The following is a 23115-nucleotide window of genomic DNA, read 5'->3' as shown; positions in this document are numbered from 1 at the left end:
CGGGCCTTCTTCTTCTGCCACCGCCCGAACCACCACCCCACGTGCCACGCTGCCAGCCCCCCACCGTGCAGACCCCCCCTTCCCTCCGGTCCCGGCCCGCCACGTCACAGGCGGTGCGCCAGTGCGCCCCGGTGCCGCGCGCACTGGCCTATGGTGTGGCGCTGGCCTGCTGCAGCTGGCCGCTGGCGGCCCTGGCCCAGGGCCCGGCGCCCAGCGCCTGGGATGCCCCGCCTGCGCTGCGCACCTCGCCCCTGCTGCAAGAGAAGATCCCGGACGCCGTGCGCCCCCAGTTGCCCGTGTTTGTGAAGGGCGACCATATCAGCGGCCAGACGGACCTGAATGCGGTGATCGAGGGCAACGCCGAGTTGCGCCGGGGCGACACCGTGATCCATGCCGACCGGCTGGACTACAACGTGCCCGAAGACCTGGCCAAGGCCAACGGCAAGGTGCGCATCAACCGTGCGGGCAATGTGTACGAGGGCACGGCGCTGGAGCTGCGCGTAGACGCCTTTGAAGGCTTCTTCAGCGACGCGCGCTACAAGTTCCTGGCCACGCAGGCGCACGGCGACGCCACGCGCGTGGACTTCATCGACCGCTACCGGGCCGTGGTGCACAACGCCACCTACACCACCTGCGAGCGCGGCAACGAAGAGAGCTGGGAGCCCGACTGGGTGCTGCGCGCGGGCACGCTGCGCCTGGACAACGAGGAAGAAGTGGGCACGGCCGAGGATGCCGTGCTGGAGTTCAAGGGCGTCCCGGTGCTGCCCATCCCCTACATCACCTTCCCGCTGTCGGACAAGCGCAAATCGGGCCTGCTGCCGCCCACCATCGGCCTCGACAGCCGGGACGGCGTGGCCTACATCCAGCCCTATTACTGGAACATCGCCCCCAACCGTGACGCCACGCTGCGTGCCGCACTCATGACCAAGCGGGGCGCCAACCTGGGCGGCGAGTTTCGCTACCTGGAACCCACGTACTCAGGCCAGATCAGCGGGGATGTGATGCCCTCTGACCGCTTGCGGGACCGCATGCGCTGGAGCTTTTCAGGCCAGCACCAAGGCGCGTTTGACACCGGCATCGGTGGCCTGGGGCTGAACCTCAACATCAACCGCGTGAGCGACGACAACTACTGGCGCGACTTTGGCCGGGCCTCCGAGCCGCTGCGCCAGCGCCTGCTGCCCGGCGACGCTACGTTGTCCTGGGCGCGCAACGACATGAGCGCCCGGATCCGCACCCTGAAGTGGCAGACGCTGCAGGACGTGAACGCGCCCATCGTTCCGCCCTATGACCGCATGCCCCAGCTGCAGTGGCGTTATGCCCCGTCGCAACTGGGCGGCGGGCTGGATGCCAGCGTGGAGCTTGACACCACACGCTTCCAGGCCGCGCGCGCCCTCACGGGCCAGCCCAATGCCGACCGCAGCTATGCCATGGCGCAGATCAGCCGGCCGTTTCTTGCGCCTGGTGGGTTCATCACGCCGCGCCTGCAGCTGCACACCACCACGTACCAGTTCGACAGCCCCTTGTCCAACGGCGACCGCTCGGCCAGCCGCACCCTGCCCACCTTCAGTCTGGACAGCGGCCTGGTATTCGAGCGCGATGCGGCCTACTTTGGCCGTGCCTTCCTGCAGACGCTGGAGCCGCGCGCGTTCTACACCTATACGCCCTACCGTGACCAAAGCCGCCTGCCGGTGTACGACACGGCGGCCAACGACTTCAACTTTGCCACCGTCTACACCGAGAACGCGTTTGGCGGCAACGACCGGCTGGCGGACAACAACCTGCTCACCCTGGGCGTGACCACGCGGCTGCTGGACCCGAACACGGGTGCCGAGGCCGCACGGTTCGGCATCGCCCAGCGCCTGCGTTTTTCGGACCAGAAGGTCACCCTGCCGGGCGTGGCACCGGTCAGCGAGCGCCTGTCCGACCTGCTGCTGGGCGCGGGCATCACCTGGACGCCGCAGTGGGGCTTTGACTCCACCGTGCAGTACAACCCCAAGACGGGCCGCTCCATCCGCTCGACCATCGGCGCGCGCTACAGCCCCGGCAACTACCGCACCGTGAGTGCGGCCTACCGCCTGCAGCGCGGCACCAGCGAGCAGATCGACATCGGCTGGCAGTGGCCGCTCAACGACCTGTGGGGCGACAAGGGCAAGGACCTGGGCGCGGGCCGGGGCCAGGGCGGCGGGCGCTGGTACAGCGTGGGCCGCCTCAACTACAGCTTGCAGGACCGCAAGCTGGTGGACACCGTGGTGGGCTTTGAATACGACAGCTGCTGCTGGATTGGCCGCGTGGTGCTGGAGCGCTTGCAAAGCAGCGTGACCACGTCCAACACGCGCCTGCTGTTCCAGATCGAGTTTGTGGGATTCTCCCGCCTCAGCCTGGGCTCCAGCCCGCTGGAAACCTTCAAGAACAACGTGCCGCGCTACCAGAACCTGCGCGAGCAGGTCTCTACGCCCAGCCGCTTCAGCAACTACGACTAACGCCATGAATCACCGAGTTTTTGCACTGGCCCTCGCCACCCTGGCCTCCATGAGCCTGCAAGGCGCTGCGGCGCAGGGGCTGCGCCCGTCGGGTGCGTCTCCGTCCGGCAAGAGTGGCCTGTCCGCGCCCTCGGCGCGCCCCCCGGCCACACCGTCGATCACGCTGCCAGAGCCTGGTGTGGGCGCGGCGCCCCGCTCGGCCGATTTCATCGTGGCGGTGGTCAATTCCGAGCCCGTGACCAACTACGAAGTGCGTTCGCGTCTGGCCCGGGCCGAAGCCCAGCTGGCCAAGCAGGGCGGCGCCATGCCCCCGCGCGACCTGCTCGCGCGCGAGGTGCTGGAACGTATCATCCTGGAGAAGGTGCAGCTCCAGCAGGCGCGCGAATCCGGCATCAAGGTGGACGATGTGGCGGTGGCGCAGGCCGAACAAGGTGTGGCCCGCCAGAACGACATGACCGTGGAGCAGCTGTACGCGCGCCTGGCCCGCGACGGCATGAGCCGTGAACGCTTTCGCGAAGAACTGCGCAACCAGCTGCTGCAGCAGCGTCTGCGTGAACGCGAGGTGGAAGCACGGGTCAAGGTGTCCGACATGGACGTGGACCAGTTCCTGCGTGAGGAACAGAAGGGCGCAGACCCTTCCGCCATGGAAATCAACCTGGGCCATGTGCTGGTGCTGGTGCCCGAGAACGCCAGCCCCGTGCAGGTGGCCGAGCGCCGGGCACGGGCCCAGCGCGCGGCCGACAAGGTGCGGGCCGGCGAAGACTTTGCCGCCGTGGCGCGCGAGTTTTCGGATGCGGCCGAGGGCCAGCGTGCGGGGGGCCTGCTGGGCCTGCGCCCGGCCGACCGGTACCCGGAGCTGTTCGTGAACTCCACACTCGGCCTGCCCGTGGGCTCCATCGTGGGCCCCGTGCGGTCCCCGGCGGGCTTCCACGTGCTCAAGGTGGTGGAGCGGGTCACGGCGGGCATGCCTGCCACGGTGGTGCAGAACCACGCCCGCCACATTCTGCTGCGCACTGGCCCCCAGTTGTCCGAGACCGCTGCGGTCGCCCGCCTGGCCGACTACCGCCGCCGCGTGCTTGCAGGCCAGGCCGACTTTGCGGCCCTGGCGCGTGAACATTCGCAAGACGGCAGCGCCAAGGACGGCGGCGACCTGGGCTGGGCCAACCCGGGCCGGTATGTGCCCGAGTTTGAGCAGGCACTGGACACCCTCAAGCCCGGTGAAGTCAGCGAGCCGCTGGTGTCGCGTTTTGGTGTGCACCTGGTCCAGCTGCTGGAGCGCCGCGAGGCCAAGCTGACCCAGCGCGAACAGCGCGATATGGCGCGTGGCACCGTGCGTGAGAAGAAACTCGACGAAGCCTATGCCACCTGGGCGCAGGAGCTGCGCGGCCGAGCCTACGTTGAATACCGCGATCCGCCTCAGTAAGCATCAGCAGCATTGGCAGCAGCTCACCCATCCCCCACTTCCGTGACAAGACAGGCAAGGCCGCGTTGAAACACATCCCCCGCAAGCGCTTCGGGCAGCATTTCCTGTCCGACCACGGCATCATTGATGGCATCGTGTCGGCCATTGCTCCGCAGCCGGGCCAGCCCATGGTCGAGATCGGCCCCGGCCTGGCCGCCCTCACCCAGCCCCTGGTGGAGCGCCTGGGGCGCCTCACCGTCATCGAGCTGGACCGCGACCTAGCACTGCGCCTGCGGCTGCATGGCCAGCTCGATGTGATCGAGTCCGACGTGCTCAAGGTGGACTTCACGGCGCTGGCGCAGGCGATGCGCGAGAAGGCCGCGCAGCCCGGCCTTCGATTGCGCGTGGTGGGCAACCTGCCCTACAACATCTCGACACCCATCCTGTTCCACCTGCTCGCGCATGTGCAGGTCATCGAAGACCAGCACTTCATGCTGCAAAAAGAGGTGATCGACCGCATGGTGGCCAGCCCCGCCACGGGCGACTACGGCCGCCTGTCGGTGATGCTGCAGTGGCGCTATGCGATGGAGAACGTGCTCTTCGTGCCGCCCGAGAGTTTCGACCCGCCCCCGCGCGTGGACAGCGCCGTGGTGCGCATGGTGCCCCACGCCGAGCCCGCGCCGCTGTCGGTGCCCGTGCTCGAAGAACTGGTGCAGGTCGCCTTCAGCCAGCGCCGCAAGCTGCTGCGCCACACCCTGGGCCGCTGGCTCGAAGCCCGCCAGTTCTCCGGCAACTTCGACACCCAACGTCGCGCCGAAGAAGTGCCCGTGGCCGAATACGTGGCGCTGGCGCAAGTTTGCTCTTAAATTGATAGCTGTTGGTGCTTGCTGGACGCGCGCAAGACACCATATTGGCCATGGATATGGGGACGTATCGGGCGATGTTGCCCCCCGCCTGCGATGGGATGGCGTCGCGCTTGCAGCTTCGGCGCCTCATTTCTCCACTGCCAGTGGCAACTGGCACGGCCCAGGCCAGTGACACCGCGCAAGGGCCACCCCGCCGCGCTGGTGTCCTCCTCCTTCCCGAATTGCGTAGCAATTCGAGAGAAGGGGAAAGGCGCAAAGCGCCTCAGGGGGATGTGCCGAATTCAGGCGGCGCTGAGCCAGTAACCCGCATTGAACGGGCTGCTCATGCGCAACGCCATGGGCGACACGTCCACGAGCTTGTCGGTTGGCATCTTTTCGGCGGATTCTGCGGAGATTTCGATGCCCTTCACCTCTTGGGCATCCGTAGCCTCGTTCGCCCGTTCTGCTTGGCTGGTGGATGCAGAACGGGCTACAGAAAAGAATAGAAACACCGGAACGGGATCTTGCGATCGCCCCAGTAGTCGGCCGCATCGCGGAAGATGTCGAGCAGCTGCTCGCGCGCTTCCTTGTCGAACTTGGCCGTGGCGGGGATCTGTTCCAGCACCACGATGAACCCGGGCTGCGGGCCCGATTTGTGCAAGGGGTCCGTCATGCAGTCGTACAGCGCATCGAAGTTCTTGCCGAAGTGCGACGGAAAGGTGAACTGTGCTGCGATCAGGTCCAGCACATCCTGCTTGGACTGCGCGTGGGCCAGATTGGCGTACAAGAAATGGTGACCCATGGAGGTGGCCGCATCCTGCAAATCCTGCACGCGGAAGGCGCGAATGGATTGCACGATGTTGGTGCGCACGCCACGCAGTGGCGTTTCCAGGTCTTTACGAAGTGGCGTCTGCATCTCCGCTACTCTTTCTTTATAAAGTCCACAAACTTCTGGCTCTCCGCAGGGCTGCGGGATGCAGCCTGCGGGTGGGGGATTCAAGGGGGCGCGCTGACCGCTGCCAGCGTATCTCTGGCCTGCGTGCAGCGCAACGGGGGTCACTCGACGATTTCGCGAAAACTGGCGTAGTGATCGCTGGTGTAGTAGCAGGCGTCCGGCGTCCGGGGTTGCTTGCCACCACACACGATGCGCCGGGCTCCCCGGTTGCGCGATCCTGGTGTTCTGACGGTGTACTCGCGGTAGTAGCCCCGCTTGTGGGCGGGCAACAGCCGCTCGCGGTTGCCGAAAACTGTTCCGTCCTTGTCATACGGAAAGGGCCCTCCTTCAAGGATCAGCGCATAAGTGGCGCGCCCTTGGGGCGGCAACTCGGCCAATGCGATGGGGGGGATGGCGCCGTCAGTGGACGGGGAGTTCCGTGCCTGCCCCACGACCGGAGACAACACGAACGCAACACCCAGAACACACAAAAACCCTGCTTTGCGCGCCCGGGTGGCTACAGCCTTCAACATCAACGAACCTTTCACACGACTTATGCAATTCGGGAACAGGCAGATCGCCTGTCCTCTAACAACGCGCTTCATGCCCCCTTGTTTGCATAAGTCCAGCGTCCAGAAACCTACGGGTTAACCCGAAATTTCGAGCCGCTAGTGTCGCTCAACGGCCCCCAAAAAGCAAGCGTCTGCACAAAGATTGGGCAGACGCTGAAGGGTTGTACAAGTGCATTAAGTTAGCACTTGCTACCGATTTGTGGCTTATCTTGAAACGTTGGCGTCGGCCACCGTCAAGGCTGTCATATTGACAATCCGGCGCACCGTGGCGCTGGGTGTCAGGATGTGGACCGGCTTGGCTGCACCCAGCAGCACGGGGCCAATCGCAATGCCGCCACCGGCTGCGGTCTTGAGCAGGTTGTAGGCAATGTTGGCGGCATCAATGTTGGGGAACACGAGCAGATTGGCATCGCCCGTGAGTTCACTGCTGGGCATGAGGGCCGCGCGCGCCTTGCCGTCCAGTGCCACATCGCCGTGCATTTCGCCGTCCACTTCCAGCCAGGGGGCCTGCTGGCGCAGCAGCTCCAGGGTCTGGCGCATCTTCACGGCGCTGGGGTGGTTGCTGGTGCCAAAGTTGGAGTGCGACAGCAGCGCGGCCTTGGGCTTGATGCCAAAGCGCATCATTTCCTCGGCAGCCAGGGCGGTGATCTCGGCCAGCTCCTGGGGCGTGGGGTCGTAGTTCACATGCGTATCTACCAGGAACACCTGGCGGCCCGGCAGCATCAGGCCGTTCATGCAGGCATACACCGGCACGTCCTGCGCGGTGCTGTCGGCGCCGCCCGCGTGTTTGCCAATCACCTGGTCAATGTAGAGCAGGTGGTTGGCCGTGGTGCCCCAGGTGCCGCAGATCAGGCCGTCCACCTCGCCCTTGTGCAGCATCATCGCGCCGATCAGCGTGAGGCGGCGGCGCATCTCGATCTTGGCTACCTGCTGGGTGATGCCCTTGCGCTCCGTCATGCGGTGGTAGGTTTGCCAGAAGTCGTTGTAGCGGTGGTCGAAGTCGGTGTTGACCACGTCATAGTCCACGCCTTCCTTCAGGCGCAGGCCAAACTTTTCGATGCGCTGGGCAATGATGGCCGGACGGCCGATCAGCGTGGGGCGGGCCACGCGCTCATCCACCACGATCTGCGCGGCGCGCAGCACGCGTTCTTCCTCACCCTCGGCGTAGGCCACACGCTTCTTGGCCGCATTGCGGGCCGCGTCGAAGATGGGCTTCATCGTCGTGCCCGAGGCATACACAAAGGTCTGCAGCCGGTCGCGGTACGCATCCATGTCGGTGATGGGGCGCTGCGCCACACCACTGTCCATGGCCGCCTGGGCCACGGCTGGGGCGATCTTCATCATCAGGCGTGGGTCGAACGGCTTGGGGATCAGGTATTCGGGGCCAAAGGTGAGCTTCTCGCCCACGTAGGCGGCTGCCACCACTTCGCTCTGCTCGGCCTGGGCCAGCTCGGCAATCGCGTGCACAGCGGCAATTTCCATCTCATCGGTGATGGTGGTGGCACCGCAGTCCAGCGCGCCCCGGAAGATGTACGGGAAGCACAGGACGTTGTTCACCTGATTGGGGTAGTCCGAACGGCCCGTGGCCATGATGATGTCGCTGCGCACGCTGTGCGCCAGCTCAGGCGTGATCTCGGGGTTGGGGTTCGCCAGGGCAAAGATCACCGGGCGCTCGGCCATGGTGGCCACCATTTCGGGCTTGAGCACGTTGCCGGCCGACAGGCCCAGGAACACGTCGGCGCCGACCATCACCTCGGCCAGCTTGCGCGCGTCGGTTTTCTGCATGAACTGGCGCTTGTCGTCGTCCATCAACTCTTCGCGGCCCTCATAGACCACACCGGCCAGGTCGGTGACGAACACGTTTTTGCGCTGAACGCCCACCTTGAGCAGCAGGTTCAGGCATGCCAGGGCCGCTGCGCCCGCGCCGCTGGTCACGAGCTTCACGTCCTCGATCTTCTTGTTGGCAACCTTGAGCGCGTTGACGATGGCGGCCGCCACCGTGATGGCCGTGCCGTGCTGGTCGTCGTGGAAGACCGGTATCTTCATGCGCTTGCGCAGCTCGCGCTCCACATAGAAGCAATCCGGGGCCTTGATGTCTTCGAGGTTGATGGCGCCGAAGGTCGGCTCCAGCGCGGCGATCACTTCCACCAGCTTGGCGGGGTCCTTTTCATCGATCTCGATGTCGAACACGTCCACACCGGCGAACTTCTTGAACAGAACGGCCTTGCCTTCCATCACCGGCTTGGAGGCCAGCGCGCCAATGTCGCCCAAGCCCAGCACCGCGGTGCCGTTGGAGATCACGGCCACCAGGTTGCCGCGCGAGGTGTAGCGGAAGGCGTTGGCCGGGTCCTTGACGATCTCTTCACAAGGGGCTGCCACACCGGGCGAGTAGGCCAGCGCGAGATCGTGCTGGTTGATCATCTGCTTGGTGGCAGCAATCGCCAGCTTGCCCGGCTTGGGAAACTCGTGGTACTCGAGAGCGGCACGGCGCAACTGGGCGCGTTTGTCGGAATGGCTGTTGTTGTTCTCGGCCGTGGTGTTCTCGGGCATTCAGTGTCTCCAGCGCAGTCAATCAGTCAGTCAGGATGGGAGCAAAAAAACCGTGCCGCAGTGGGGCTGCAGCGGGCTGTCAGCTTTGTAAGGGTCTGCGATTGTAGGGGGCGGGCCGTAAAAACCCTAGTAAGCGAATCTGCTTATGTGGGTGCAGGTGTTGTGACTTTTCTTGCGGCACCTGGGCACCTGTTCCGGATCTCCCACGATGAAGGCATTGATCAATGCCGGCGTGTTGTATTTACGGATCACGATTTCCCGGAGAAATAAAGAGTGACAACAGAGGGGGCATTGGTTAAAACCCATGGTCTACAAATTGTTAATCCATTGAGGCCAGGGCTGTGAGTGCCCCAACGCTATACCTGCTGAACCCGCAGGAATGCTGAGTGCCCCTTTTTATGAAGAAACCAGAAAAGGCCACCACCTGGTGGCTCACGGGTCTGCCGGGCTCAGGAAAGACCACCCTCGCCCAGGCTCTGGCGCAGAGCTTGCGGCTGCGCGGCGAGGCTGCATGTGTGATCGATGGCGATGAACTGCGCATGGGGCTGTGCAAAGACCTGGGGTTTGACGAAGCCAGTCGCGCAGAAAACGTGCGCCGTGCAGCACACCTTGCGCAGATGCTCAACGCCAATGCCATTCACGCCATAGTTGCCATGGTTTCTCCTGCCTCGGCTGCACGTGCCGCAGCGTACTCCGCGATAGGTGCAGACCGGTGCAAGGAAATCCATGTGAGCACGCCCCTGGCCGTATGCGAGCAGCGAGACCCCAAGGGGCTGTATGCCAAGGCGCGGGCCAACCAGTTGACACAGATGACCGGTATACAGGCGAGCTACGAGGTGCCTGTGGCACCAGCGCTTCGCCTGGACACCAGCGTGATCCATGTGGAGCAGGCCGTGCAGCAGATGCTCAATGGCTGGAGCGCGATAGCAGAACAATCCACATGAACACACCACAAGCATTGCGCTACCACTTCATCACAGGCCTGCCCCGATCGGGCTCCACCCTGTTGTCAGCACTGCTGCTGCAGAACCCACGCTGTCACGCAGGCATGACCAGCCCGGTGGGTGGACTGTTTCGCAACATGCTCAACCAACTGGGTGCGGGCAGCGAATTTGGGCCGGTGGTCACCAAAGAGCAACGCAGGCGGCTGTCGCGGGGGCTGTTTGACAGCTACTACGCAGACCAGGTGGGCGAAAAAGAAGTCATCTTTGACACCAACCGCATGTGGAGCGCGCAAATGCCTGCCCTCATGGACCTCTTTCCGGGGGCCAAACTGATTGCCTGCGTGCGCAACGTGGCCTGGGTGATGGACAGCATAGAACGCAGATACCGCGCCAACCCCTACGAAATCACCCGCCTGTTCAGCGACGACACCGAGCGCAACACCGTCTACAGCCGCGTGGAGACCTTGGCCCAGCGCAACCGCATGGTGGGCTACCCCTGGACGGCGCTGAAAGAAGCGTTCTACGGAGAACATGCCAGCTCACTGCTTTTGGTGGACTACGACCTGCTGGCACAGGCGCCGCAGAAAGTGCTGCCCCTGATCTACCAGTTCCTGGGCGAGCCCGAGTACACGCACAACTTTGAGCACGTGAAATACGACGCACCGGAGTTTGATGAAGCGCTGGGCTTGCACGGCTTGCACCAGGTGCGCCCGCAGGTGGGGCTGCAGCGGCGCGAGAGCATCCTTCCGCCAGACCTGTTCGAGCAATACAGCAAGCTGTCGTTCTGGCAGGACCAGGCCCATAGCAGGGCCAATGTGATCACAGCCAAACCCGCCGCTTCAACAGAGAGCCATTGATTTGCTTCAATATTGATAGCTAATTTTGCAATGCTGACAGGCGCAGAAGCCGAAATTTATTCAAAAAATCATGACCACTGACCACACATCCGCCGCCCTCCCATCGCCTGTACAAGAGGTGCTCTTCATTGACAGCCGGGTGCCGGACTTGCAGGCCATCATGGCAGCCGCCCGGCCCGGAGTGAAGGTGGTCATCCTGGACCCCAGCGAAAGTGGCGTGGCGCAGATGGCCAAGGCACTGGAGGGGCTGCATGGCCTGGCGTCCATCAGCGTGGTGTCGCACGGCGATGAAGGGGTGCTGCTGCTGGGCAACGGCCCGCTGTTCAGTGGCAACCTGGAGCAATACCAGGCGCAGCTCAAAGCCATAGGCGCAGCCCTGGGTGCGGACGGGGACCTGCTGTTGTATGGCTGCGATGTGGGTGCAGGCGAGGCAGGAGCGCAGTTCCTTCAGGCCCTGGCGCAACTGACAGGGGCGGACGTGGCGGCCTCGAACGACAGCACGGCAGGTGCGGTGCGTGGAGGCGATTGGGATCTGGAAGTCACCACGGGGCAGATTGAGGCGACCGCTGCACTGGATGTGCAGGCACTGGAGGGTTATGACTTCAGCCTGCACACGACCAGTGTCAGCACGGTGGCCCAGCTGAAGGCCGCCATCACAACAGGCAGTACTGACGGTTTTGCGGACACCATCACGCTGACGGGCAACATGACCTTTGCCTCGGCGTCGGATGCCATCTTCATCAACGTGACGGATGGGCAGACCATGACCATCGTGGGCGGTGGCTTCACGCTCAGTGGTGGGAATCTGGCGCGGGTTCTCGATGTTGCCACCAGTGGGGCGGGGAGTGCGGTCTCCATTGACAACCTGACCATCACCAACGGGTTGATCGCAGGGGGCGGTGCTAGCAGTGACCGTACTGCCGGGGTTGGGGGCTTCAGCGGCTTCGGCGGCGGGATTCTCAACGCCGGTGTCTTGACGATATCCAACAGCACCATCACCGCGAACAAGGCTTCTGGCGGTGGCGGTTCGGGGGGCAGCGCCAGCTTGAACAATGGCGGCGGGGGCGGCGGGGGGGGCTTTGGCCCAGGGTTGGGTGGCTTCGGGGGCTCCAGTGGGTATGGCACGGGCCCCTCTACCAGCCCCAGTGCAGGCGTTGGGGGTAACGGAGGCCCCGGCGGGGCTCGGACCAGCGGGGGCGGCGATGGTGGTTCGACCAGCGGTGGTGCAGGCGGCAGCTATGGGAATACGAGTGGTTATTCTGTTGGGGGCTCTGGCGGCACTGCGAACAATGGTTCCATCTCTATTGGCGGCGGCGGTGGCGGCGCCGGTGGCAACAACACAGGGGGCGTAGGTGGTTCAGCCGTAGGAGGGATCTACAACAGCGGGACGCTCACCATCACGAACAGCCAGATCACCAACAATATCGGTGCCGGCGGTGGCGGTGGCGGTGGTGGCGCGGGTAATTACGTCGGCACAGGCAATGGTGGAGCCGGTGGCCTGGGGATCGGGGGCATTTGGTCCACGGGTACGCTCAGCATGGACACCACCTCTTCCAATTCGCTGTCTACAGGCAATGTTGGTGCCGGAGGCAGCGGTGGCGGGGCTACTGGAACGGGCAACAACCCGGGCGCCACAGGCGCCAGTACAAATGGCGTCCGTGGAACCGTGACGCCTTATGTTCCTCCTGCGTCCATCACCAGTGCTACTTACGACGCGAGCACTGGCAGTTTGGTGGTCACTGGTACCAACATGGTCACCGGCGACACCATCGACGTGAGCAAGCTGAGTGTGGCTGGCCAGGGCGGCAGCTACACCCTCACCAGCGCCAACGTGACGGCCGCCAGCGCCACCTCGTTCACCGTCACACTCAACGCCGTCGACCAAGTCAACATCAACGGCATCCTGAACAAGAACGGCACCTCGGCGGTGGACACCACCACCTTCAATCTGGCGGCGGCGGCCAACTGGGACTCTACGCAGAGCGCTGCAGCCGACCTGACCGGCAACGCTGTCACGGTCAGCAACGTTGCAGCCCCCACCATCACCAGCGCCACCTTCGACGGCGCCACCAACGTGCTGGTGGTCACCGGCACGGGCCTGGTCAAGACGATCGGCGCCACCAACGACATCACCGTCGGCAAACTGACTATCACCGGCGAAGGCGGCGCCACCTACACCCTGTCCACCACGGGCAACGTAGAGGTCACCTCGGCCACCAGCTTCTCCATCACCCTTTCTGGCGCAGACATCGCTGGAGTCGGTGCCCTTCTCAACAAGAACGGCACCTCGGCACTCAGCAGCACCACCTACAACCTGGCGGCGGCCGACGACTGGGACAGTGTCATCACCGGCGGCAACATCGCCGACCTCACGGGCAACGGCATCACCGTCTCCAACGCCGCTCCCCTTGTTACCAGCGCCACCTACGACGCCTCTACAGGCTCCTTGGTGGTCACCGGCGCCAACATGGTCACCGGCGACACCATCGACGTGAGCAAGCTGAGTCTTGCAGGCCAGGGCGGCAGCTACACCCTGACCAGCCCCAACGTGACGGCCGCCAGCGCCACCTCGTTCACCGTCACGCTCAACGCCGCCGACCAAGTCAATATCAACGGCATTCTGAACAAGAACGGCACCTCGGCGGTGGACACCACCACCTTCAATCTGGCCGCCGCCGCTTCGTGGGATGCCAGCCGCACGACATCCGCCGACCTCACCGGCAACGCCGTGACGGTCTCCAACGTTGGCGCCCCCACCATCACCAGCGCCACCTTCGACGGATCGACCAACGTGCTCGTGGTCACCGGCACGGGCCTGGTCAAGACGATCGGCGCCACCAACGACATCACCGTCGGCAAACTGACTATCACCGGCGAAGGCGGCGCCACCTACACCCTGTCCACCACGGGCAACGTAGAGGTCACCTCGGCCACCAGCTTCTCCATCACCCTTTCTGGCGCAGACATCGCTGGAGTCGGTGCCCTTCTCAACAAGAACGGCACCTCGGCACTCAGCAGCACCACCTACAACCTGGCGGCGGCCGACGACTGGGACAGCGTCATCACCGGCGGCAACATCGCCGACCTCACGGGCAACGGCATCACCGTCGCCAACGCCGCTCCCCTTGTTACCAGCGCCACCTACGACGCCTCTACAGGCTCCTTGGTGGTCACCGGCGCCAACATGGTCACCGGCGACACCATCGACGTCTCCAAGCTCAGCCTCACCGGCCAGGGCGGTAGCTACACCCTCACCAGCGCCAACGTCACGGCCGCCAGCTCCACCAGCTTCACGGTCACCCTGAACGCAGCCGACCAGCGCAACGTCAACGGCATCTTGAACACCAACGGCACCACGGCCGTGGACACCACGACGTTCAACTTGGCGGCAGCCGCCAGCTGGGATGCCAGCCGCACCAGCAGCGCCGACCTCACGGGCAATGGCGTCACCGTCTCCAACGTGGCAGCCCCCACTATCACCAGCGCCACCTTCGACGGCACGACCAACGTGCTGGTGGTCACCGGCACCGGCCTGGTCAAGACCATCGGCGCTACCAACGACATCACCGTCAGCAAACTGACGATCACCGGCGAAGGCGGCGCCACCTACACCCTGTCCACCACGGGCAACGTAGAGGTCACCTCGGCCACCAGCTTCTCCATCACCCTGACAGGGGCAGACATCGCTGGCGTGAGCAACCTGCTCAACAAGAACGGCACATCCTCAGCCAGCGCCACCACCTACAACATCGCTGCGGCAGATGACTGGAACAGCGTCGTCACCGGCGGCAACATCGCCGACCTTACCGGCAACGGCATCACCGTCAGCAACGCTGCACCTGGCATTCAGTCGGCCAGCTACGACGCCAGCACCGGCGTGCTCACGGTCACGGCACTGAACATTGTCGGCGGCGACACCATCGACGTGAGCAAGTTGAGTCTTGCAGGCCAAGGCGGCAGCTACACCCTCACCAGCCCCAATGTCACCGCAGCCAGTGCGACCAGCTTCACGGTCACGCTCAACGCCGCCGACAAATTGGCCATTAACGGCATCCTGAACAACAACGGCACCAGCGCGGTGGACACCACCACCTTCAACCTGGCGGCAGCCGCCAACTGGGATGCGAGCACCACATCGAGTGCAGACCTCACCGGCAACGGCGTGACGGTATCGAACGTTGCGGCCCCCACCATCACCAGCGCCACCTACGATGCCAGCACCCACGTGCTGACCGTGACCGGCACCAACCTGGTCAAGACCGTGGGCGCCACCAACGACATTACCGTCAGCAAACTCACCATCGTTGGCGAAGGCGCAGCCACCCGCACCCTGAGCACCACAGGCAATGTGGAAGTCACCTCGGCCACCAGCTTCAGCGTCACCCTCTCGGGTGCAGACATCGCAGCCGTAGAAGCCCTGCTCAACAAGAACGGCACCACGTCCACAGGCGGCAGCACCTACAACCTGGTTGCTGCGGACGACTGGAACAGCGTGATCACAGGCAGCGACATCGCTGATGGCACCAACGCACTCACCGTCAGCAACGTTGCAGTACCGGCCATCACATCTGCCACCTACGACGCCAGCACCGGAGCGCTTGTCGTGACGGGCACCGGGTTCTCCAGCCTGGCGGGGGCCATCAATGACATCGTGGCCAACAAATTCAGCCTGCAAGGCGAAGGAGGTGCCAGCTACACACTGACCACCACGGCCAACGTGGAGATCACCTCTGCCACCAGCTTCACCCTGAGCCTGAGCGCGGCGGACAGGGCGGCTGCCAACCTGATCCTGAACAAGAACGGCACCAGCTCCACCAGTGCCAACACCTACAACCTCATCGCCGCAGAAGACTGGAGCGCGGGTGCAGACGCTGCGGTGGTCATCGCCGACCTCACCGGCAACGGCGTTACGGTCAGCAACGTCGCAGTCCCCACCGTCACCAGCGCCACCTACAACGTAGGCACAGGCGTGCTGGTCGTGACCGGCACAGGACTCACCTCCGCGGCAGGAGCCTTGAACGACATCATTGCCAACAAGCTCACCTTGCTGGGCCAGGGGGGCGCGACCTATGTCTTGACCGATACCGGCAACGTCGATATCACCTCAGCCACCAGCTTCACCCTGACCTTGTCGGCCACCGACAAGGCCGCAGTCGCCCTGCTGTTCAACAAAGACGGCACAGCCTCCCTGGGTGGGACCACCTACAACCTGGCCTTCGCCGAAGACTGGGCAGCAGGCGCCGACCCTGCCGTGGCCATCGCCGACCTCACAGGCAACGGCGTCACTGTGGCCGGCAACGACCCGAACGCCCCCGTATTCGCATCAGCCAGCGCCAACGGCGCCAGCCTGGTGCTGACCTACACCGACGCCAGCGACCTGGACGCCGTCAACCCGCCAGCTACAGGCGCCTTCGCCGTGGTCTCCGGTGGAATCGCCAACACCGTGACCGGCGTGGCCGTGAACGCTGCCGCTAAAACCGTCACCCTGACCCTGGGCACCCCGGTGGATTATGGCCAGAGCGTCACCGTCGCCTACACCGACCCCACGGCAGGCAACGACGCCAACGCCATCCAGGACATCCAGGGCAACGACGCCGCCAGCCTGGGCGTGACACCGGTCACCAACAACACACTGGACACCACCCCCCCGGTGGTGAGCACAGCCACCGTCACCGCCAACCAGCTGGTCCTGAGCTACACCGAAGCGACCACACTGGACGCCGTGAACACCGCGCCCATTGGCGCCTTTGCGGTGACGGCGGGAGGCTCTGCCAACGCCGTCACTGCCGTAGCGGTCAACGCAGCCGCTAAAACCGTCACTCTGACCCTGACCTATGTAGTAGGCGCCGGCCAGACCGTCACCGTCGCCTACACCGATCCCACAGGCGGCAACGACGCCAATGCTGTCCAGGACGCAGCAGGCAATGACGCAGCGAGCTTCGCCGCGCGGCCCGTGACCAACCTCACCCCCGCAGACCCTGACCCGACCCCGGTCCCCCCTGTGCCCACGCCTGACCCGGTACCCGGAGTGCCGGACAACGACGGAGTACCTAACGCCATAGAAGACCTGACCCCAGGGATCCCTGGCCCCGGTGGCACCACAACCCCCGGGGACGGCAACGGAGACGGCGTCAGGGACAGCGAACAGCCGGGAGTGGCCTCGACAGGCTTCGTGCTCAGCCCCACAGGGCAGAGCAACCCCGGAAGTGCGCCACCCACCTTCACGACACTGGTGGCCAGCAGCACCAATGGCAAGGTGGGCAGCGGCAACGACAATGCACGCATCACGAGCCTGGTGCAAAAGGATGCACCGACGGGGCTGCCAGCGGGCCTGCAAATGCCGATAGGGCTGGTGAGCTTCACGGTGCAGCTTGGAGCGGGCAAGACAGGAGAGAACTTCAGCCTGTACGTAGACCCGGCGCTGGGGGTGAACGGCTACTGGAAGCAGGACAGCCACGGGCAATGGGTGAACCTTGCGAGCGAGCCGTATGGGGGCAAGATGGTGATGGAAGGGGGGCGGGTAAGGCTGGACTTCCACATCGAGGACGGAGGGCAGTTCGATGCGGACGGCAAGGCGGACGGCATCATCACGGACCCAGGGGCGCCAGGGCACATGGCGCTGTCGATTGTGGGGCTGGCGCCGGATGTGGGATCCCATCCTTTCTGGTTCTGAGTAGCCCCGCATACTGGCAATAGCCTCGTCCTGACAGATCTGACAACATGAAACGGAGAACATCGATGACAACCAACACGCCCATGGCGGCACCTCGGCGCGCTTTGCGCAAGCTGCCTGCAGCAGCACTCGTCCTGAGCAGCCTGCTGGCGGCTTGCGGAGGCGGTGGTGGGGGCGATGCTTCCGGCCCCACCATCGACCCCGCCCAGCTCAAGGGACGCTGGGTCACCGCTGCAGGCGTGGCACCGGCCACGACCGCCGTGGTGGTGCCCGAGGCCAACGGAACCGCCAGCGCCTGGCTGCTGGCCCAGGACGCCAGCCGGCTGGTCAAGCTGGTGGTGCGCAGTGACAGCAGCGCCAACGGGAAAAGCTACGCGCTGGGGCAAGCCAACGCCACAGGCCAGGCGGTGACAGGCCAGGTCAACGCGGCACTTGCGGCCAGCCCCAAGACGATTGCATTCACGGGCCTGAACACGGGGACCTTGACCCAGAGCGATGCACTGGCGACCCCTGCAGTCCAGGCAGAAGTGCAGGGCAACTGGAGTGCCACATTGGGAGGCAATGCCCAGACTGTGCAGTGGAGTCTTGCGGCGACCGGCAGCATGACAGGGAGCTCGACCACGGGGTGTTCTTACACGGGCAACGTAGCGGCGATGGCCAGCACGGCTGCGTACAGCGTCAGCTTCAACGAAAGCTGCGCGGACGGGAGCAAGACTGCATTCAATGGGGTGGGTACGCTCAACGTGGCCAAGAATGGGCTGACGGTGGTGGTGACGAGCGCGGACGAGACCCGAGGGACTGCGGTCTTCTTCGCAAAGTAATTTCACGGACAATTAAAACCATCCCAGGGCCTGGCTTTGCATTGGCAAATGCCGGGCGTTTGTACTGTGTGCACAGAAGAGTACACATTCACCAGATCTTTTCCGCATGTCCGTATCTGCAGCGCCATCCGAAATCCACCAGGCTCTGGCAAGGCTTACGCCCTATTTTTGGCGGGCTCTCTGCCTGAGTGTGCTGGCGGGGCTTCTGGTTCTGGCGCCTACTGTCTACATGTTCGAGGTGTACGACCGCGTGGTGAACAGCCGCAACGCCATGACCCTCGCCATGCTGACGCTGGCCGTGTTTTTGGCCATCGGTGTGATGGAAGTGCTGGAATGGGCTCGTTCGGAAACCTTGCGTGAGGCGGGTGCGGCCCTGGACCGTGCGTTGGCCCCCCGTGTTTTCACAGCCATTCATGCTGCGCATCTGAGGCAGGGGGGGGCTGCGGGAGCCCAACCCTTGATGGATTTGCGGGCCGTGCGTGACTTTTTTCACGGACCTGCACTGGGGGCTGCGATGGAAACGCCGGTGGCCCTGGTGATGTTGGTTCTTCTGTTTGTGATTCATCCACTGCTGGGGTGGGTATCCCTTGCTGGTGCTCTGCTTCAGGTTGGACTCTCGTGGCTGAACGAGCGCAGCACCAGTCCAGCCTTGCTGCGGGCCAATCAGTCGGACATGGGCGCGCGGGCCTATGTGGATGGCACCTTGCGCCACAGCGACGTGATTGCGGCCATGGGCATGGAGAAAAACATGCGCCGCCGCTGGTTGGCACAGCACGAGGAGGGTCTGGGATTGCAGTCACTGGCGTCTGACCGTGCAGGGGTGTTGCAGGCGCTGGGCAAGATGCTGCAGACGACTTTGTCGTCGGCGCTTTTGGGCTTGGGTGCCTGGCTTTTGATGCATGACCAGTTGCTCGGCGGGCCTGGGATGCTGATCGTGGGGTCGGTGCTGGGCGGGCGTGTACTGGCGCCTCTGGTGCAAATGGTGTCGCAGTGGCGTGCGGTGGTGCAGGCGCAGGCTGCATGGGGGCGGCTTGGGCAGCTTCTGGAGCGGTTGCCGCCCCCTGTGCAGGGGATGCCACTGCCCAAGCCACGGGGGCGTGTGACGGTCGAGAGCCTGGTCGCAGGGGCTTCTGCTGGTGCACCGCCTTTTGTCAAAGGGGTTGCCTTTTCATTGCAACCGGGGGAAGTGCTTGCGGTCCTGGGCGCGTCTGCTGCGGGCAAGACCACCTTGGCCCGCATGCTGATGGGGCTGTGGCCTCCCGTGGCGGGCAGCGTCCGGCTGGACGGAGTGGATGTCAGTGTTTGGAACAAGGCGGAGCTGGGGCCCCACGTGGGTTATGTGCCGCAGGACGTCGAACTGTTGGAAGGCACGCTGGGCGAGAACATCGTCCGCTTTGGCGAGGTGGACGAAAAGGCCATGGTGGATGCCGCACAGGCGGTGGGTGTGCACACCTGGATCACATCGCTCCCACAAGGTTATGCCACCCCTGTGGGGGCGGCCGGCGTGATGCTCTCCGGCGGGCAACGCCAGCGAATCGCGTTGGCACGTGCTCTCTATGGCAATCCGGTTTTTGTCGTGCTGGACGAGCCCAACGCCAGCCTGGACGAGGATGGCAATATCGCATTGAGCCGGGCCTTACAGGAGTTCAAGGCCCGGGGCACCACTTTTGTGGTGATGACCCATCTGCCCAGCGTGCTGGCGGTGGCGGATAAATTACTCATCATGCAGGGTGGGGGGCAGCAGGCCTTTGGCCCCCGAGATGATGTGCTGGCGGCATTGCGAAATGCTTCTGCGGGTGCTCCGGCTGCCGCCATCGCGCCGCGTGCCGCCTGATCCCCTTCTTCCAACCCAACTGACACCATGTCCATCAGCGGATTTTTCTCGCGCAGCGAAATCACCCAGGCCCTGCGGAGCCTGCAGCGTGAATGGGTCGTGATCGCAATTTTCAGCATGGTGGCCAATCTGCTCATGCTGGCACCCACGCTGTACATGCTGCAGATCTACGACCGTGTGCTGGTCAGCCGCAACGAGCTCACCTTGCTGGTGGTCTCGCTGCTTATCCTGTTCCTGTTTGCCGCCATGGCATTTGCGGAATGGGCGCGGTCCCGGCTGCTTGTGCGCGCGGGGGTGCGTCTGGACCGGTTGCTGGGGGAGCGTGTTTTCTCGGCAGGTTTCGCGCGCAGCGTCCGTGAGGGCGGGGGAAGCCCTGGCCAGTCGTTCACGGACCTGACGGAGGTGCGCCAGTTCCTGACGGGCCCCAGCATTTTTGCCTTTTTCGATCTGCCATGGGCCCCTATCTACATCGGGGTGCTGTTCTTGCTGCACCCCCTGCTGGGCGCCGTGGCCGTGGTCTTTGCTCTGATCCAGGCCGCCTTGGCATGGCTGGGGCACCAGCGCACGGTGGAGCCTTCCGAATCCCTGGCCAAGGCGCAGGGCCGGTCGCATGCCTATCTAAATGGCAAGTTGCGCAATGCCGAGGCGGTTGAGGCCATGGGCATGTTGCAGCAGTTGCACCACCGTTGGGCGTTGCTGCAAGCGCGCTATGCCGAACTGCACGCGGCAGCCCAGGGCCTGACGCACCGCATCACGGCCTGGAGCAAGTCTGTGCGTTATGCGCAGCAGGCGCTGTCGCTGGCGGTGGGTGCTTTGCTGGTGATCGATGGCCAGCTATCGGCCGGAGCCATGATTGCTGCCAACGTGCTGATGACCCGCGCCTTGGCTCCGATTGACCAGGTGGTGAGTGCGTGGCGCGGCTTTTTGGGGGCCCGCGCGGCCTTCTTTCGGTTGGAGCAACTGCTGCAAGAGCATCCGCCGTTGCCCAAGATCTCTGCAGCCCCGCGTCTGCAAGGGGATGTTCAGCTGCGCGATGTGCATGCCACTGCGCCGGGGCGGGTGACGCCGATTCTTCAGCAGGTGGACCTGCATGCTCCGCCGGGTTCGCTGACGGTGGTGTTGGGCCCCTCGGGTTCCGGCAAATCCACGCTGGCGCGCGTGCTGGTGGGAGTCTGGCCCGTATCGCAGGGAGAGTTGTTGTTTGATGGCCAGCCCCCCACCGCCTGGAGCCATGAGACCTTGGGCCCTCAGGTAGGTTACCTGCCACAGGATACGGTTTTGTTCGGCGGGACGATTGCCGAGAACATCGCACGTTTTGCAGCGGTGGATTCTGCCAAGGTCATTGCTGCGGCCCAATGCGCGGGCCTGCATGAGATGGTGCTGAGATTCCCCAAAGGCTATGACACGCCGATTGGAGAGGGCGGGCGCTTGCTTTCGGGGGGGCAACGCCAACGCATCGGACTGGCCCGGGCTCTGTACGGTGATCCAGCGCTCTTGGTGCTCGATGAGCCCAACGCCCACCTGGACGACGTGGGCGAAGCGGCCTTGCTCGGGGCCATGCGCCAGCTCAAGGAGCGCGGCAAGACCGTCGTGATGGTGACGCATCGGGCGGGAGTGCTTGCACTTGCAGATCAGGTGCTGGTTCTGCAGGACGGTCAGGTACAGCTGAAAGGCCCGCGTGACGAAGTCCTGGCGCAGCTGCAGGCGGCACGCCAAGCCCCCTCCCCTTCAGCTGCTGGGTCTTTGCCTGCCCCGCAGCCGCTGCCCGCCTGAGCGCGTTGTGCGCATTCGATACGAGCGAACATTTTCTGAACATCCGCCCATGGCCCACACTGAACCCTTGAAACAAGCACCTTCGATCTCCTCACTGCCGGGAGCCCGATCGGCGCCCCTGCCTCCCTCGGATACCGGGCGTGCGGCGCGCACTGGGCTGTGGGTGCTGGGCCTGGGCCTGGGGGGATTTTTGCTGTGGGCGGCTGTTGCTCCCCTGGACGAGGGGGTGCCCAGTCAGGGCGTGGTTGCGATCGACACCAAACGCAAAGCGGTGCAGCACCTCAGCGGGGGCATCGTCAAGCAGGTCTTTGTGCGCGAGGGTGACGTGGTGCAGGCGGGGCAACCGTTGATATCTCTGGATGACGCGGTGGCCAAAGCCAACTACGAGGCGGTCCGCCAGCGGTACCTGGGTTTGCGGGCGGTCCAGGGGCGGTTGCTGGCCGAGCAGTCGGGTGCTGCCGCCATCGTGTTTCACCCGGACTTGCAGGCTGCGGTGGCAGACCCGCTGATTCAGCAGCAGATGAAGAATCAGGAGCAACTGATCCAATCGCGGCGCGCGGCCCTGCGTGCGGACCTGCAGGGCATCGAAGAGAGTATCCAGGGCCAGAACGCCTTGCTGCAGGCCTATGCGGGCATGCTGACCAGCCGACGTGGGCAACTGGCATCGCTCGAAGAGGAGCTGCGCCATACGCGCGAGCTGGTCAAGGAGGGCTACTCCCCCCGCAATCGGCAACTGGAACTCGAACGCATGGTGGCCGATTCCAACCTGGCCATCACGGAGTTGCTGGGCAACACGGCGCGCACGCAGCGCACGGTCGGGGAAATGCGCCAGCGGGCCCTGGCCCGGCAGCAGGAATACCGCAAGGAAGTGGAGACGAACCTTGCAGACATCACGCGGGAGGTGCAGTCAGATGCCGACAAGTTCACCGCGCTGAAGGCCGATCTGGATCGCACCGAAATCCGTGCGCCCGCTACTGGCCAGGTGGTGGGCCTTGCGGTGCAGACCGTGGGGGCGGTGGTCCAGGCGGGGCAGCAGCTGATGGGCATCGTCCCTCCTGATGAGCCTTTGGTGCTGGAGGCCCGTATTGCCCCCCACCTGATCGACAAGGTGCGCCCGGGCCTGCATGCCGATGTGCGTTTCAGCGCGTTTGCCCATTCGCCGCAACTTGTGGTGCAGGGAGAGCTGGCCTCGGTCTCTGGGGATCTGCTGACGGATGCACAAAGCAACCAGACCTATTACCTTGCGCGGGTCAAGGTCACGCCGGATGGTATGAAGACGCTGGGCGCACGCCACTTGCAGCCAGGCATGCCAGCCGAGGTGGTCATCAAGACCGGCGAGCGCACCATGCTGACCTATCTGCTGGGCCCCTTGCTCAAGCGTGTGTCGGGTTCCCTGAAGGAAGAGTGAGCATGCTAGCTTTTTCTTCCTC

General features: G+C 64.4%; 13 protein-coding genes. 10 read left to right on the top strand and 3 right to left on the bottom strand.

What is annotated here, in order from left to right; translation table 11 throughout:
• Positions 1–65: 65 nt before the first annotated feature.
• The 3 genes from ACSQ3O_RS26630 (at position 66) to rsmA (ending at position 4748) form a co-directional block, all read left to right on the top strand.
• Positions 66–2480, top strand: a complete 2415-nt coding sequence (locus tag ACSQ3O_RS26630; protein WP_436141014.1) for an LPS-assembly protein LptD — start codon at positions 66–68, stop codon at positions 2478–2480.
• A 4-nt stretch (positions 2481–2484) separates the two neighbouring features.
• A complete protein-coding gene (locus tag ACSQ3O_RS26625) occupies positions 2485–3903 on the top strand; it encodes a peptidylprolyl isomerase (RefSeq protein WP_436141013.1) in 1419 nt (472 codons plus the stop codon).
• Between the two features lie 65 nt (positions 3904–3968).
• Entirely contained in the window at positions 3969–4748 is a 780-nt protein-coding gene (gene rsmA / locus ACSQ3O_RS26620) for a 16S rRNA (adenine(1518)-N(6)/adenine(1519)-N(6))-dimethyltransferase RsmA (protein WP_137746008.1), read from the top strand.
• 469 nt (positions 4749–5217) lie between these two features.
• On the opposite strand, the gene ACSQ3O_RS26615 is transcribed toward rsmA, so the two are convergent.
• The 3 genes from ACSQ3O_RS26615 to ACSQ3O_RS26605 all read right to left on the bottom strand — a co-directional run bounded on the left by ACSQ3O_RS26615 (position 5218) and on the right by ACSQ3O_RS26605 (position 8783).
• Positions 5218–5643: a barstar family protein gene (locus ACSQ3O_RS26615; protein WP_063461487.1), complete on the bottom strand. Its 426-nt coding sequence runs from the start codon at positions 5641–5643 to the stop codon at positions 5218–5220.
• Between the two features lie 140 nt (positions 5644–5783).
• Positions 5784–6194: a ribonuclease domain-containing protein gene (locus ACSQ3O_RS26610; RefSeq protein ID WP_137746009.1), complete on the bottom strand. Its 411-nt coding sequence runs from the start codon at positions 6192–6194 to the stop codon at positions 5784–5786.
• 243 nt (positions 6195–6437) lie between these two features.
• Complete coding sequence (locus tag ACSQ3O_RS26605) at positions 6438–8783, bottom strand: NADP-dependent malic enzyme (RefSeq protein ID WP_436141012.1); 2346 nt, start codon at positions 8781–8783, stop codon at positions 6438–6440.
• 398 nt (positions 8784–9181) lie between these two features.
• Between ACSQ3O_RS26605 and cysC the strand changes: the two genes are divergently transcribed.
• From cysC to ACSQ3O_RS26570, 7 genes are all read left to right on the top strand, one after another.
• Positions 9182–9727: an adenylyl-sulfate kinase gene (gene cysC / locus ACSQ3O_RS26600; protein WP_436141011.1), complete on the top strand. Its 546-nt coding sequence runs from the start codon at positions 9182–9184 to the stop codon at positions 9725–9727.
• A complete protein-coding gene (locus tag ACSQ3O_RS26595; RefSeq protein ID WP_436141010.1) occupies positions 9724–10584 on the top strand; it encodes a sulfotransferase family protein in 861 nt (286 codons plus the stop codon). The genes cysC and ACSQ3O_RS26595 overlap by 4 nt, the downstream gene beginning before the upstream one ends.
• 70 nt (positions 10585–10654) lie before the next feature.
• Positions 10655–17257: a DUF4347 domain-containing protein gene (locus ACSQ3O_RS26590; RefSeq protein WP_436141009.1), complete on the top strand. Its 6603-nt coding sequence runs from the start codon at positions 10655–10657 to the stop codon at positions 17255–17257.
• Positions 17258–17322: 65 nt separating this feature from the next.
• Positions 17323–18078 (top strand): hypothetical protein, encoded by a 756-nt coding sequence (locus ACSQ3O_RS26585; protein WP_436139071.1) that lies wholly within the window; start codon positions 17323–17325, stop codon positions 18076–18078.
• Between the two features lie 106 nt (positions 18079–18184).
• Positions 18185–19912, top strand: a complete 1728-nt coding sequence (locus tag ACSQ3O_RS26580) for a type I secretion system permease/ATPase (protein ID WP_436141008.1) — start codon at positions 18185–18187, stop codon at positions 19910–19912.
• A gap of 27 nt (positions 19913–19939) precedes the next feature.
• Positions 19940–21685, top strand: a complete 1746-nt coding sequence (locus ACSQ3O_RS26575) for a type I secretion system permease/ATPase (RefSeq protein ID WP_436141007.1) — start codon at positions 19940–19942, stop codon at positions 21683–21685.
• Positions 21686–21734: 49 nt separating this feature from the next.
• Positions 21735–23093: an HlyD family type I secretion periplasmic adaptor subunit gene (locus ACSQ3O_RS26570; RefSeq protein ID WP_137749436.1), complete on the top strand. Its 1359-nt coding sequence runs from the start codon at positions 21735–21737 to the stop codon at positions 23091–23093.
• The last annotated feature ends 22 nt before the right edge of the window (positions 23094–23115 follow it).

This window comes from Acidovorax sp. LjRoot74, from assembly GCF_964254355.1.
Classification (GTDB): domain Bacteria; phylum Pseudomonadota; class Gammaproteobacteria; order Burkholderiales; family Burkholderiaceae_C; genus Acidovorax.
Note: the sequence above shows the minus strand (reverse complement) of the source record. Positions and strands in the feature narration are given on the sequence as shown.

Excerpts from the sequence above, each read along its gene's own strand:
- ACSQ3O_RS26625 (WP_436141013.1), top strand. The coding sequence starts at position 2,485 with ATGAATCACCGAGTTTTTGCACTGGCCCTCGCCACCCTGGCCTCCATG.
- ACSQ3O_RS26615 (WP_063461487.1), bottom strand. The coding sequence starts at position 5,643 with ATGCAGACGCCACTTCGTAAAGACCTGGAAACGCCACTGCGTGGCGTG.
- ACSQ3O_RS26610 (WP_137746009.1), bottom strand. The coding sequence starts at position 6,194 with ATGTTGAAGGCTGTAGCCACCCGGGCGCGCAAAGCAGGGTTTTTGTGT.
- ACSQ3O_RS26605 (WP_436141012.1), bottom strand. The coding sequence starts at position 8,783 with ATGCCCGAGAACACCACGGCCGAGAACAACAACAGCCATTCCGACAAA.
- cysC (WP_436141011.1), top strand. The coding sequence starts at position 9,182 with ATGAAGAAACCAGAAAAGGCCACCACCTGGTGGCTCACGGGTCTGCCG.
- ACSQ3O_RS26595 (WP_436141010.1), top strand. The coding sequence starts at position 9,724 with ATGAACACACCACAAGCATTGCGCTACCACTTCATCACAGGCCTGCCC.
- ACSQ3O_RS26590 (WP_436141009.1), top strand. The coding sequence starts at position 10,655 with ATGACCACTGACCACACATCCGCCGCCCTCCCATCGCCTGTACAAGAG.
- ACSQ3O_RS26585 (WP_436139071.1), top strand. The coding sequence starts at position 17,323 with ATGACAACCAACACGCCCATGGCGGCACCTCGGCGCGCTTTGCGCAAG.
- ACSQ3O_RS26580 (WP_436141008.1), top strand. The coding sequence starts at position 18,185 with ATGTCCGTATCTGCAGCGCCATCCGAAATCCACCAGGCTCTGGCAAGG.
- ACSQ3O_RS26575 (WP_436141007.1), top strand. The coding sequence starts at position 19,940 with ATGTCCATCAGCGGATTTTTCTCGCGCAGCGAAATCACCCAGGCCCTG.
- ACSQ3O_RS26570 (WP_137749436.1), top strand. The coding sequence starts at position 21,735 with ATGGCCCACACTGAACCCTTGAAACAAGCACCTTCGATCTCCTCACTG.